This is a genomic window from Nocardia sp. CA-129566, assembly GCF_050956075.1.
GTDB lineage: Bacteria > Actinomycetota > Actinomycetes > Mycobacteriales > Mycobacteriaceae > Nocardia.
The window spans coordinates 1,866,857-1,879,923 of record NZ_CP192085.1; the positions used below are offsets into that span (position 1 = coordinate 1,866,857).

The 13,067-nt window shown below is 67.7% G+C and carries 13 protein-coding genes; 6 read left to right on the forward strand and 7 right to left on the reverse strand.

What is annotated here, in order from left to right; translation table 11 throughout:
• The first annotated feature begins 30 nt into the window (after positions 1 to 30).
• Positions 31 to 924 carry a glycosyltransferase family 2 protein gene (locus tag ACQP0C_RS08510; RefSeq protein WP_433732225.1) on the forward strand — a complete coding sequence of 298 codons (894 nt, stop codon included), beginning with the start codon at positions 31 to 33 and terminating at the stop codon, positions 922 to 924.
• A 112-nt stretch (positions 925 to 1,036) separates the two neighbouring features.
• Positions 1,037 to 2,116: a sugar phosphate nucleotidyltransferase gene (locus tag ACQP0C_RS08515; protein WP_433732227.1), complete on the forward strand. Its 1,080-nt coding sequence runs from the start codon at positions 1,037 to 1,039 to the stop codon at positions 2,114 to 2,116.
• A 12-nt stretch (positions 2,117 to 2,128) separates the two neighbouring features.
• On the opposite strand, the gene ACQP0C_RS08520 is transcribed toward ACQP0C_RS08515, so the two are convergent.
• Entirely contained in the window at positions 2,129 to 2,830 is a 702-nt protein-coding gene (locus ACQP0C_RS08520; protein ID WP_433732229.1) for a response regulator, read from the reverse strand.
• The gene (locus tag ACQP0C_RS08525; protein ID WP_433732231.1) at positions 2,827 to 4,515 is read right to left on the reverse strand and encodes an ATP-binding protein; all 1,689 of its coding nucleotides are present in this window, start codon (positions 4,513 to 4,515) and stop codon (positions 2,827 to 2,829) included. Before ACQP0C_RS08525 ends, ACQP0C_RS08520 begins: the two co-directional genes overlap by 4 nt.
• Positions 4,516 to 4,624: 109 nt before the next feature.
• On the opposite strand from ACQP0C_RS08525, the gene ACQP0C_RS08530 reads away from it, so the two are divergent.
• Positions 4,625 to 5,983, forward strand: coding sequence for a cation:dicarboxylate symporter family transporter (locus ACQP0C_RS08530; protein WP_433732233.1), 1,359 nt, complete (start codon positions 4,625 to 4,627; stop codon positions 5,981 to 5,983).
• Between the two features lie 27 nt (positions 5,984 to 6,010).
• Positions 6,011 to 6,229, forward strand: coding sequence for a hypothetical protein (locus tag ACQP0C_RS08535; RefSeq protein WP_433732235.1), 219 nt, complete (start codon positions 6,011 to 6,013; stop codon positions 6,227 to 6,229).
• Positions 6,230 to 6,286: 57 nt separating this feature from the next.
• On the opposite strand, the gene ACQP0C_RS08540 is transcribed toward ACQP0C_RS08535, so the two are convergent.
• Positions 6,287 to 6,502 carry a DUF4287 domain-containing protein gene (locus tag ACQP0C_RS08540; protein WP_433732237.1) on the reverse strand — a complete coding sequence of 72 codons (216 nt, stop codon included), beginning with the start codon at positions 6,500 to 6,502 and terminating at the stop codon, positions 6,287 to 6,289.
• Between the two features lie 180 nt (positions 6,503 to 6,682).
• Positions 6,683 to 7,105 (reverse strand): DUF4267 domain-containing protein, encoded by a 423-nt coding sequence (locus ACQP0C_RS08545; RefSeq protein ID WP_433732239.1) that lies wholly within the window; start codon positions 7,103 to 7,105, stop codon positions 6,683 to 6,685.
• Positions 7,106 to 7,219: 114 nt separating this feature from the next.
• Between ACQP0C_RS08545 and ACQP0C_RS08550 the strand changes: the two genes are divergently transcribed.
• Together ACQP0C_RS08550 and ACQP0C_RS08555 are read left to right on the forward strand one after the other, a co-directional pair.
• Positions 7,220 to 7,804 (forward strand): TetR/AcrR family transcriptional regulator, encoded by a 585-nt coding sequence (locus ACQP0C_RS08550; protein ID WP_433732241.1) that lies wholly within the window; start codon positions 7,220 to 7,222, stop codon positions 7,802 to 7,804.
• 55 nt (positions 7,805 to 7,859) lie between these two features.
• Positions 7,860 to 9,323, forward strand: coding sequence for a phytoene desaturase family protein (locus tag ACQP0C_RS08555; protein ID WP_433732243.1), 1,464 nt, complete (start codon positions 7,860 to 7,862; stop codon positions 9,321 to 9,323).
• Positions 9,324 to 9,405: 82 nt separating this feature from the next.
• Here the strand turns inward: ACQP0C_RS08555 and ACQP0C_RS08560 are convergent, their stop codons facing one another.
• The 3 genes from ACQP0C_RS08560 to ACQP0C_RS08570 form a co-directional block, all read right to left on the reverse strand.
• The gene (locus ACQP0C_RS08560; RefSeq protein WP_433732245.1) at positions 9,406 to 10,326 is read right to left on the reverse strand and encodes a cation diffusion facilitator family transporter; all 921 of its coding nucleotides are present in this window, start codon (positions 10,324 to 10,326) and stop codon (positions 9,406 to 9,408) included.
• 113 nt (positions 10,327 to 10,439) lie between these two features.
• Complete coding sequence (gene manA / locus ACQP0C_RS08565; RefSeq protein WP_433732247.1) at positions 10,440 to 11,660, reverse strand: mannose-6-phosphate isomerase, class I; 1,221 nt, start codon at positions 11,658 to 11,660, stop codon at positions 10,440 to 10,442.
• Positions 11,660 to 12,883 (reverse strand): tobH protein, encoded by a 1,224-nt coding sequence (locus ACQP0C_RS08570; RefSeq protein ID WP_433732248.1) that lies wholly within the window; start codon positions 12,881 to 12,883, stop codon positions 11,660 to 11,662. Before ACQP0C_RS08570 ends, manA begins: the two co-directional genes overlap by 1 nt.
• Positions 12,884 to 13,067 lie beyond the last annotated feature (184 nt).

The following is a 13,067-nucleotide window of genomic DNA, read 5'->3' on the forward strand; positions in this document are numbered from 1 at the left end:
GACGGAGCCGAGCGGCAGCGAGGCGCAGTCGTGAGCGATTCTGTGGCCCCCGGTGGGCTTGTCGTCGTCACGGTGACCTATTCGCCCGGCGAGCACCTCGAGCACTTCATCACCACCCTGGCCGCTGCCACCAGCGAGAAGCCACAGGTGATCCTCGCCGACAATGGGTCGGTGGACGGGACGCCGGAGCTGGCGGCGGAGGCGAACTCGCACGTGCGACTGCTGCGGACCGGCGGCAATATCGGCTATGGCGGCGCGATCAACCGGGCGGTCGCGGAGATCGATCCGAGCGTCGAATTCATTGTTATCGCCAATCCGGATATCCGCTGGGGCGCCGATTCCATCGACAAGCTGCTCGCCGCCGCGAAGCGCTGGCCGCGGGCGGGCGCGCTCGGGCCGATGGTGCGCGAACCCGACGGCAGCGTCTACCCCTCCGCGCGCTCGGTCCCGGGTCTGCTCGACGGTGCCGGCCACGCCATTCTCGGCACGGTGTGGCCGTCGAACCCGTGGACGCTGCGCTACCGCCAGGACAATGAGGAGATCTCCGAGCGGGCCGTCGGCTGGCTGTCCGGTTCGTGTCTGCTGGTGCGGCGCTCGGCCTTCGATTCGATCGACGGCTTCGACTCTCGCTACTTCATGTACATGGAGGATGTGGACTTCGGCGACCGGATGGGCAAGGCGGGCTGGCACAACGTCTTCGTGCCCGAGGCCGAGGTCACCCATGCCAAGGGACATGCGGCCGGACGCCATCCCGAGGTGATGCTGCCCGCCCATCACGCGAGCGCGTACCGATTCCAGGCCGATCGGCATCCGCACTGGTGGCAGGCGCCGTTGCGGCTGGCGTTGCGGGCCGGACTTGCGATCCGTTCCCGAATTGCGGTTCGATCTGCGCTGCGTCAACAGGCGCAAGAAGCTCAGGGCTAGCGTCACAACTACGGCACGCGATGGTGCCCGGCGCATGTCGCCGGGTACTGAACTGGTGTCGAAGGTGTCGAGTGCACCAGCGAGGACGATCCACTGTGAACAGGGGAGCATGATGGCAGGAAATGCAGGCACCGACGCCGTGATTCTGGTCGGCGGTCAGGGCACGCGGTTACGTCCGCTGACCCTGTCGGCGCCCAAGCCGATGCTGCCCACGGCCGGGCTGCCGTTTCTCACCCACCTGCTGGCCCGCATCGCCGATGCCGGTATCAGCCATGTGGTGCTCGGCACCTCGTTCAAGGCGGAGGTCTTCGAGGAGCACTTCGGCGATGGCGCCGAACTCGGTCTGGAACTCGAGTACGTCACCGAGACCGAGCCGTTGGGTACCGGCGGTGGGATTCGCAATGTGCTGCCCAAGCTGCGCGCGGACAACATCATGGTATTCAACGGTGATGTGCTCGGCGGCACCGATCTCGGCGCGATCCTCGACACGCACGAGTCCACCAATGCGGATGTGACGCTGCACCTGGTGCGGGTGAGCGATCCGCGCGCGTTCGGCTGCGTACCCACCGACGAGAACGGCCGGGTCACCGCCTTCCTGGAGAAGACCCAGGACCCGCCGACCGACCAGATCAACGCCGGTTGCTACGTCTTCCGGCGCGAATACATCGAGAAGATCCCGGTGGGCCGCCCGGTCTCGGTGGAGCGCGAGGTCTTCCCGGCACTGCTCGCCGAGGGCGCCCGCGTCCAAGGCCATGTCGACTCGTCCTACTGGCGCGATATGGGCACCCCCGAGGACTTCGTCCGCGGCTCCGCCGACCTGGTCCGCGGCATCGCCCCCTCCCCGGCCCTGCCCGGTCAGCGCGGCGAATCCCTGGTCCACGAGGGCGCCGGTGTGGCCCCCGGCGCCGTACTGATCGGCGGCACCGTGGTCGGCCGCGGCGCGGAGGTCGGCGCCGGAGCCCGCCTCGACGGCGCGGTGCTGTTCGACGGCGCCCGCATCGAAGCCGGCGCCACCGTGGAACGCTCCATCATCGGCTTCGGCGCCCGTATCGGCCCCCGCGCCCTCGTCCGCGATGCCGTCATCGGCGACGGCGCCAATATCGGCGCCCGCTGCGAACTACTACGCGGCGCCCGAGTCTGGCCCGGCGTCCACATCCCCGACGGCGGCATCCGCTTCTCCACCGACGTCTGAGCCCTCGGCCGCTTACTCCGGGCGGATCTTCCAGATGTAGCGGGTTTTGGGGCGGCCTGCTCGGCCGTAGTCGGATTTGCGGTCGACCAGGCCGTCGTCGGCGAGTTTTTCGAGGTAGCGCCAGGCGGTGATGCGGGAGACGCCGACGGTGGTTGCGGTGTCGGCGGCGGTGACTCCGCCGGGGGTGTCGCGGACGGTGCGCGAGATTTCGTCGAGCGTTTGGGGGGCAACGCCTTTGGGGGCGGTGGCGCGTTGGTCGGAGGTGCGTAGGGCGCTGAGGGCGCGGTCGATGTCCTGTTGGGAGATGGCGGTTTCGCCCGCGGGCAGGGCGGTGCGGAATTCGCGGTAGCGTTCGAGTTTGTCGCGGAAGGCGGCGAAGGTGAACGGTTTGAGCAGATACAGGACCACGCCGTAGGAGACGGCCGTGCGCACCATGGTCAGGTCCCGGGCCGAGGTGATGGCGATGACGTCGGGGCGGGGCGCGAGGCCGGTGAGCGCGGCGGCGACGTCGAGGCCGCTGGCGTCGGGCAGGCCGATATCCATGAGCACCAGGTCGATCGGCGCGCTCTCGGCGGCGGCATCGGCGGCGGCGCGCATCGCCTCGCGGCCGGTGTACGCGACGGCCACCGGGGTGAAGCCGGGAATGCGTTCGACGTACGCGCGGTGCGCCTCGGCGATCAATGGCTCGTCCTCGACGATCAACACTCGGATCATCGCGCGTCCTTTCGCGGAATCGTCACGGTCACGGCGCTTTCCGGATCTCGTTCGGTACCGATCACACCGTCGTGGCGGTCGACCAGTCGGTGTACCAGCGCCAGGCCGAGGCCCTGGTGGTCGGCTTTGGTGGAATAGCCGCGCTCGGCGGCGCGGGCGAAGGTCTCGGCGGACATTCCGGGTCCACTGTCGGCAACCCGGACGAACAGCGCCGACCCCCTGTTCTCCGCTCGCACCGCATCGAACGCCGCGGCCAACTCGAACGCGAGCGCCGGATCGGCCGCCGTCGCCGGATCGCAGCCGTGGTCCGAATCATGTTGGCGCACAGTAACTTCCACCCATCCATCGGCGCCCTCGGCGGCCGCATCGATGGCATTGTCGATCAGATTGCCCACCAGCGTCACCGTCTCCTGTGCCGACAGCGGCGCGGTCGAATCGAGCGCCGTATCCTCGGTGATCGTCAGCTCGATGCCGCGTTCGGCGGCCTGGTTCACCTTACCGAGCAGCAGCGCCGCCAATGCCGGGTCACCGACCGAGGTCAGCAGTCGATCGATAAGAGCTTGGGACAATTGGAGTTCCGCGGTCGCGAACTCCACCGCCTCCCGGTAGCGACCGAGCTCCACCATGGTGATCACGGTGTGCAGCCGATTGGCCGATTCGTGTGCCTGCGCGCGCAGCGATTCCGCGAAACCGCGCACCGAATCGAGTTCGCCCATCACAGTGCGCAGTTCGGTGTGGTCGCGAATGGTGATCACGGTGCCGATCGGCCGCCGGTCCCAGGTGACGACATCCTGGTTGACCAGCAGAATCCGATCCGTGGTCACATGCATCTCGTCACGGACCACACCCCAGCTCATGCGCTGCATCGAGATGGGCAGATCGCCGCGCACGACCACGCCGTCGGGCAGATCGAGCAACCTGCGCGCCTCATCGTTGACCACCTCCGCGCGCTCACCGGTCGGCCCGAAAACCACCAGCCCCTCGTGGATCGAATGCAACACCGCGTCGTGCTGCTCGTACAACGTGCGCAGCTCGGCGGGCGCGAGACCGTGCGTCTGTCGGCGGATCCGGCGACTCAACAGGAACGAACCCGCCGCCGCGACCGCGAGGCCGGCGGCGGCGACGCCGAGGATCAACGGCAGCTGCGTGCCGACCTGATCGCCGATCCGCGCCCGGGTGACACCCGCCGAGACCAACGCGATGATGCGCCCGTTGTCATAGACCGGGGTAACCGCCCGGATCGAGGGACCGAGCGTGCCGGTGAAGGTCTCGGTGAAGGTCTCCCCGGCCAGCGCCCGGTCGATATTGCCGCTGAACGGCTGCCCGATGCGCTCGGGCATGGTGTGGGTGTACCTGGTCCGGTCCGGCGCCATCACCACGATGAAGTCCATGCCGGTCTCGAGGCGGGTCCGTTCGGTCACCGGTTGCAGCAGCGCGGTCGGGTTGGGGGTGTGCAGCGCCTCGACGGTGGAGGGCGCCTGCGCGACGGTCACCGCGACATCGGTGACTTCCCGCGAGGTGGTGACATCGCTGTCGTGCCGGGCGTCGAGCACCGCGAGCACCGCCCCGATGCCGATGACCAGCCCGAGCACCACGAGCTGGAGTACGAAGGCCTGTCCGGCCAGCGATAGCCGACCACGTCCCCCGTACTTCTCACCGCGCAACACTGTCTTTCCTCTAGCCACTGAACGTAATGCACCAAAGCGTGACCGCCGTCACCTCCAGAGCCAACATTGTGCACGTGATGGCGTGAGCCACCTCACCCCGGTACCAATGAAGAGGACTTTTCCCGCTATGAGCGATGTGCAGAAACGGCAGCCACGCGACCGCACCCACTGGCTGTATCTCGGCGTGATCGTCGCAGTAATCGCGGGAATTCTGGTCGGCTGGCTGGCGCCGGAATTCGGTCAGGACGTGGCGCCGCTGGGCACCATGTTCGTCAATCTGATCAAGATGATGATCGCGCCGGTCATCTTCTGCACGATCGTGCTCGGCATCGGATCGGTGCGCTCGGCGGCCAATGTCGGCAAGGTCGGCGGGCTCGCGCTCGGGTACTTCCTGGTCATGTCGACGGTGGCGCTGGCCATCGGAATGGTCGTCGGCAATCTGCTCGAGCCGGGCTCGGGCATGAATATCGCCAAGACCGCCAAACAAGGCGCGAAGCTGGCCGATCAGGCCCATGCCGCGGGTGGCACCTGGGAGTTCATCCAGAGCATCATCCCGACCACCCTGGTCTCCTCACTGACCACGGGCAGCGTGCTGCAGGCGCTGTTCATCGCCCTGCTGGTCGGATTCGCGCTGCAGGCGATGGGCGCGACCGGTGAGCCGATCCTGCGCGGTGTCGCGTCGCTGCAGAAGTTGGTGTTCCGGATCCTGTCGATGATTCTGTGGCTCGCCCCGATCGGCGCGTTCGGCGCGATCGCGAATGTGGTCGGCAAGACCGGCCTGGACGCGGTGAAGCAGTTGGCACTGTTGATGGTCGCGTTCTACCTGACCTGTCTGGTGTTCATCTTCGGCGTGCTCGGCGTGCTGCTGTGGGCGGTATCGCGGGTGTCGATCTTCAAACTGGTCCGGTACCTGGCTCGCGAGTATCTGCTGATCCTGGGCACCTCGTCCTCGGAGTCCGCGCTGCCGCGGCTGATCGCGAAGATGGAGCATCTGGGCGTCGAACGCACCACCGTGGGTGTCGTTGTGCCGACCGGATATTCGTTCAACCTGGACGGCACCGCCATCTACCTGACCATGGCGTCGCTGTTCATCGCCGACGCGATGGGCAAACCGCTCAATATCGGTGAGCAGATCGGCCTGCTGCTGTTCATGATCGTCGCGTCCAAGGGCGCGGCCGGGGTGACCGGCGCGGGTCTGGCCACACTGGCGGGCGGACTGCAGAGCCATCGCCCCGAACTGCTCGACGGTGTCGGCCTGATCGTCGGCATCGACCGGTTCATGTCCGAAGCCCGCGCGCTGACCAACTTTTCGGGCAATGCCGTGGCCACCGTGCTGGTCGGCACCTGGACCAAGACCATCGATATGGAGTGGGTCCAGTCGGTCCTCGACCGCAAACTGCCCTTCGACGAGCGGACCATGGTCGACGATGGCCACGGGTCGCGGACACCGCAGGAGCCCGACGCCGTCGATATGGTGAAGGCGTAGGGCCTCGTCCCGACGAGGAGAAAAGCCGTGACCGCCGAGCGATGGTTCCCGACCGAAGGTGATCTGCACCTTCGGATCTCGATGGCCGGTATGGTTTTCGACTACACCGCCGCCGCGGTGGCGGTCCGCAATCTGATCCACGACTGGCGGCGAAGGCACTGGTGCACAATCGAATTGATTCGCGAAGCGGTTGAAGACGGACTGCTACCGCGCCTGCCCTGCGAACGCTTGTTCCTCGGGCCGTGACCAGCAGTACGAAGGGGTCCGCGGGATTGATCTGCGGGCCCGTTCGTGGTGTGCGGCTCAGCTGGCCCACTTCTCCGGGTTCAGGTGGTGCTGGGTGATCGCGGTGGCATGCCCGTGTCCGAAGCCGTGCTCGGATTTCAGCCACTCCACGAGTTCCTTGTGCGACTTCAGGTTCGAGGCGACCATGGCGGTCTTCCACTCGTCGATGGTGCGGCCGTATTTGGCCTCGATCGACGGGAAGTAGGACGCGGGGCCGTGCGGCTTGGTCGCCATGGTGTTGATCTCCCTGTGTTCGTCGTGCGTTCATCGGTATGGACGAAGCCGTCGGCGCAAGCTCATCGCGACCACGGCACTTGTGTGCCGGATCACACGCAGCAGCGCCGACCCGCGGTGTTGGGTCGGCGCCGTGCTGTGCGATCCGGCTGGAATACCGTCGTACTGCGATCGACCGGATCAGGCATTGACCGCGACGGCCGCGGCCGAGCGGGTGGCCACGCTGCGCTCGCGCAGCAGCAGGATGCCGGTCGCGATGACGAAAACCGCCGTCAGACCGTGCACCAGCAGTGCGGTGGCGGTGGAGCCGTGCCAGCTGAGGACGGTGAACATGTCGCCGATCGGGACCAGCGCGATCACCAGGGTCACGATCCCGAGGGCGTAGCGCTGCCCGGTGGCGAGCAGCACCAGGATGATCAGGCCGGAGACGGTATCGCGCACACCCTTGAGGTTCATGAACGCGACCGCGTCACCCGAGGGCCATTCCGGCAGGCCGAATCCGGTGGCGATGGTTTCCGGGGTGACCAGGTAGCTGATGCCGATGTAGAGGATGAAGGCCGCGCCGATGAGGGAAAAGGCGGTGGCGATGCGCGAGATGGTCATGGCGTGCTCCTCGATGTGACGCTTTTACTGCTGCTCTTGTTTCTAGCGTTGCTAGGTATGAGAGCAACGATAATGGAGCTTCGTTAGTTTGTCTAGCGCTGCTAGAATTTTTGGATGACCACGCAGAACCGCAAAGAGCGCGAACGCGCCGAACGCCATCAGCGCATCATCGACACCGCCCGCGAGCTCGCCGAAACCTCGGGCTGGGATGCGGTGACCGTGCGCCGCCTCGCCGACAAGATCGAATACAGCCAGCCGGTGCTCTACAGCCACTTCGCGGGCAAGGCGGCGATCGTCTCGGCCGTTGCCGAACAAGGCATCGTCGATCTCACCGCACAGCTGCGCGAGCGGCGGGCCCACGCGAAAACGCCGGTCGAGGCGCTCGAGGCCATGGTGCGCGGCTACCTGGACTTCGCGACCGAGAATCCGGCCCGCTACGACGCGATGTTCGTCCTCAACACCGAACTCACCTTCGGCAACGATGCCCCGCAGGCGCTGAGGGACGCGTTCGGCGAGATCCAGAGCGCCTACGCGCCGTTCGCGGGCGAGTTCGATCTGCAGGCGGGCACCGAGGTGCTCTGGAGCACGGTGCACGGCATCGCCACCCTGGATCGCAGCGGTCGACTGGTCGATGACCTGCGCGAAGAGCGCATTCGGGTGCTACTCGGCCAATGGGCGCATCAGGGCGCGAATGGGTGATCGATACCTCTCACGGGTGACGGCACGGCCCGGGGCGGCGCGGCAGAATCGAGGTATGCCAGATGTCGTCGTGGTCGGTTCCGGTCCCAATGGTCTCGCCGCGGCGGTGATCCTGGCCCGGGCCGGACTCGACGTCGAGGTGCACGAGGCGGAGGCCACCGCGGGCGGCGGATCTCGCACGCTCGAGCTGACGCTGCCCGGATACCGGCACGATTGCTGCGCCGGAGCGCATCCGATGGCCTTGGCCTCGCCCGTCTTTCGTGCCTTCGACCTGGCCGCACACGGTGTCGAGCTGCTCGCCCCCGAGGTGTCCTACGCCCATCCGCTGGACGGCGGCAGAGCCGGACTCGCGTGGCGGGATCTCGACCGCACGGTGGCCGGTCTCGGCCGCGACGGCGCGACCTGGCGATCGCTGTTCGGGCCGATGGTCCGGCATTGGCAGTCGGTTGTCGACTTCGCCATGTCGGATCTGCGCCGCCTGCCCCGGGATCCGCTGAGCGGACTGCGCTTCGGGCTGCGGGTACTGGAACAGGGGTCACCCCTGTGGAATACGCGCTTTCGGGATGACACCGCTCCCGCGCTGCTGACCGGCGTTGCCACGCACGCGATCACACCGCCGCGCGCCATCCCCGCCGCGGGCGCCGGCATGCTGCTCGCCACGCTTGCCCATGTCGGCGGTTGGGTGCTGCCACGAGGCGGCAGCCAGGCCATTCCCGATGCGCTGATCGCCGAACTCGAACGTCTCGGCGGCAAGGTCAGCACTGGGCGCCGAGTCGACACACTCGACGAATTCGCGGGTGCGCGAGCGGTCGTGCTGGATACCGCGCCCGCCGAACTGCTCCGCATGGCGGGGGACCGGCTGCCAGCGCGCTACGCGAAGGGGCTGCGCCGCTTCCGTTATGGCGGCGCGGCATGCAAAGTCGACTTCGCGCTGTCCGGACCGGTGCCGTGGCAGGCGCAGGGCTGTGCGCTCGCGGGAACCTTGCATCTGATCGGTACCCGTGCCGAAGCGATGGCGGCGGAAAGAACCATCGCCGCAGGACAACACGCGGACCGCCCGTACGTACTCGCCATCCAGCCCGGCGTTGTCGATGCGACCCGGGCCCCGGCGGGCGGCCACACCCTCTACACCTACGCGCACGTTCCGAACGGTTCCACCCGCGATATCAGCGACGATGTGATCGCCCAAGTGGAACGATTCGCGCCCGGTTTCCGCGATCTGATCCTCGCCAAGAATGTCGTCACCGGTGCCGAAATGCCCACCCACAATGCCAACTACATCGGCGGCGATATCTCGGCGGGTGCGATGACCCTGCGCCAGTTCGCCTTCCGCCCCGTCCCGCGCTGGAACCCTTATGCCACACCGCTACCCGGCGTCTACCTCTGCTCCGCCTCGACCCCGCCCGGTCCGGGAGTCCATGGAATGTCGGGATTGCACGCCGCTCGGCATGTGCTACGTCGGGAGTTCGGAATCCGCACCGACCCACTGGATCTGCTGCGCACAGCGGAACCGGCCTGAGCCCACACCTCGGCGTTCGAAGCCGGGCGAAACGCGACAGCCGCCGAGCACCCGGGGCCGGGCGGCTGCGGTGCCGTGCCCGTCAGACAGTCTGCCTGCGGTAGAGGTCCGGCTCGAGATACATCACCCGTGCGGCGGGTACCGCGGCCCGGACCCGCGCCTCGGCGTCGTCGATGGCCGCGGCGATATCGGCGATATCCAGGTCGGGCACGATCGAGATCTTCGCCGCGACCAGGATCTCCTCGGGACCGAGATACTGCGTCTTGAGGTGGATCACCCGGTCGATGCGCTTGCCGTCGACCAGGTTGGCGCGGATCGCCCTGTCCTCCTCCGGAGTCGCGCCCTCACCGATCAGCAGGCTCTGCATCTCCACGATCAGAATCAGCGCGATGACGCCGAGCAGTCCGCCGATGGCCAGCGTGCCGATGCCATCCCAGACCGGATCATCGGTGAGCATGGTCAGCCCGACCGCGGCGAAGGCGAAGACCAGACCGACCAGGGCACCGGTGTCCTCGAGCAGCACCACCGGCAGTTCGGGACTGCGTGAGTTGCGGATGAACCGCCACCAGCTCGCATTTCCCTTGAGCGGGATGGATTCCCGCATCGCCGTGGTGAAGCTGTAGCCCTCCAGGCAGATGGCGATGAACAGGATGACGATCGCGACGATCGGATTGCTCAGCTCCTCGGGATGCTGGATCTTGTGCACGCCTTCATAGATGGCGTAGATCGAGCCGAGGGTGAACAGCACCAGCGCCACGATGAACGAGTAGAAGTAGCGATTGCGTCCGTATCCGAACGGATGCAGTTCGTCGGCATCCTGTGCGGCGCGGCGCTGACCGAGCAGCAGCAGACCCTGGTTGGCGGTGTCGGCGACCGAGTGCACCGCCTCGGCCAGCATGGATCCCGAACCGGTGATGAATGCGCCGACGAACTTGGCCGCCGCGATCCCCGCGTTCGCCGACAACGCGGCGAGAATCGCCTTCTTGCCACCACCAGCCGACATGTGTGGACTTCCTCCTGTGTTGGATTTGCAGCGCCTGCGGCGCTGCGTGTTCGCGGTCCCGAGTATTCAGCATCGCGTAGGAATTCGACGAGGGGTGCTGGTCGGGCGACAGGTCAGCCGGCGCCACCTACACAAGCGCAGAACAACTGCGCGTCGCCCTCCACGGCCTGCGCGCGAATCTCGCTGTCGGCAGCCGATATCCACGCCGCCGCACCGCGCCCCAACACCAGCGAGGTCCCGCCCTGCAGCAGCCGCGCCGTCCCCGCCGTGCACAGCACGATTCCGGGACCCGCCGAGGTCAGCGGCACCTGTCCGGATCCGGCGGTCAGATCGAAGCGCCGCAGCGCGAATTCCGGCGCGGGTGTCCGATAGCGCACCGACCCGTCGCCCGCCGGTTCCGCCAGTACAACCGGCAGATCGATCGGTTCGAAATCCAGCACCCGCAATAGCTCTGGCACATCGACGTGCTTGGGCGTCAGACCGCCGCGCAGCACATTGTCGGAGTTGGCCATGATTTCCACACCGAGCCCGCGCAGATACGCGTGCAGATTGCCCGCCGCCAGGAACAGCCCCTGTCCCGGCTCCAAGGTCAATCGGTTGAGCAGCAGCGCGGCCAGCACCCCGGCATCGCCCGGATAGGCCTCGGCGAGTTCGAGCGTGGTGCGCGCCTCGGCGGTGAACTCGCGACTGCCCTTGACCGACAGATAGCGCACGCAGCCGTCGAGCACTTGGGGCAGCAGCGTGGCCAGCACGTGCTGCGGCAGCGTGATCCAGGTCGTGAACAGGGTCCGCAGTCCGGCCGAATCGGGTTGGGCGGCAAGCAGATCCGCGTAGGAGCGCAGCCCTGGAACATCCAGTGCGCGCAGCAGTGCGACCGTGCGGTGCGGATCCCGGAATCCGGCCAGCGCCTCGAACCGTTCCAGCGCCACCACCAATTCGGGCTTGTGATTCTCATCGCGGTAGTTGCGCATCGGTGAATCCAGCGGCACCCGCGCATGGTTCTCCCGCTCGAATCCGGCACGCGCCTGCGCCGAACTCGGATGCGCCTGCAGCGACAGCGGCTCCTCGGCGGCGAGGACCTTCAACAGGAACGGCAGTCGCCCGCCGAATTCCGGTGCGGCGGGGCCGAGTTCGTGCTCCGGATCGGCCGCGACCAGCTCCAGCAGGGAGCGGGTGCTGTTCTCGATGCGGACATAGGCCGGATCGGCGGGGTGGGCGCCGAACCACAGTTCCGCCTCCGGATGCGCGGAGGGGACCGGTCGGCCGCACAACCGAGCGAGTGCGGTGCGAGAACCCCAGGCATAGGAACGCAGCGCACCAACGAGTTCGTGCACTAGTAGCGTCCCCCGTCGAGCTGGTCCGTGGTCGGGTTCGCATCGCCGCGCGCGCCGATCAGCCGCAGATAGGCCGCGGCCATCTCCAGGCGCAGCGCGAGCACCGCGAGTTGTTCGAGCTCACTGGCATGGCCGATGGTGCCGGGCAGGGGTGCGCCCGATTCATCCACCCTGGCCGGTGCGGGCGCGGTGGGATCGGTGAGCGAGGTGTGCAGCACCTCCACATCCGCACTCACCAGATCGGCGTCGACCAGACCCGATCCGGCACCGCCGAAGACGGCCAGCCTGCGCCGCGCCGCCGCCTGATCGAGATCCGCGCTGAGCACGAATATCCGGATCCGCTCCACCGGTGCGGGTCCGTCGAGTTCCTCGTCGTGGAACAGCGGATCGAAGTTCGGCGCGGTTTGCCCGGCGGCCTCGACCATCCGGGGATTGGCGGCGACGGCCTCGGCCAGCGCCACCGCAGTGGCCACTTTGCCCGCCGACTGCAACAGCACCTCGGCACCGTGCTCGGCCAGCTCGTTGGCGGCAGGGGAGTCCCCGGCCAGCACGATGCCGCGCTGCTGCATGCGCGCGGCCAGCGTCTTGGCCGGATTGTGGAAGACCTCGTTGTGCGGACCATCGCGCAGCGCCTCGGCGTCGAGCACGTCGGCCAGTTCGGTCAGATCCGGCACAAGCGCACCCGAACGGGTCGGATCGACGATGCGCAGCACCGCGATACAGGCCGCGAGGAAGCGCAGCAGGCGATTGTGGTCGAGGACCGGAATCCGTGGCGCCAGCAGCGATGTACGCCCGGCTGCCGCGGCACGCAGCGGTCCTTCGTGCGGCGCGGCGACCACGACCTCGGCACCCCGGCGCTGCGCGCGGTCGACCGCGTCGATCAGCCGGGGATCACCGGCGTCGTCGCCCGCGACGAGCACCACGTCCAACGGTCCGACCCATGGCGGAAGCGCGGCGGCCGGCACCACGGGCAGGCCCGCGCGATCGCCGAGCGCGGCGACGATGAGACTGGCGGCGCGTGCGGCCCGCCCCGCGCCGGAGACCAACACCACGCTGCGTGGTCGCAGATCGGCGAGGCGCGCGAGCGCGTCCTCGCCGACGGCTGCCGCGGTCGCGCGCACCTGGGCGCCACCGGATGCGGCGGAGCGCAGGGCGCCGCCCACATCGGCCGCCTCGAGTGAAGCGGCATCGTCGAGGTCGAGCACCGGTGTTCCAGCGATCATCGGGCGTCCCACCTCCCCTCATCGCGCTGTGTGCGGTCCCGCCCTGCTCCCACCCGGGCTGTCGACTCTGAGATATCGACATGGGCGCCCAGGTCGGGCGAATCCAACATCTGTGATTCCACTATTCCAGTCAGGAGCGGACGATGCTCAGGATCTCGGCATCGGGCTGAGCCGTCTACTTCCC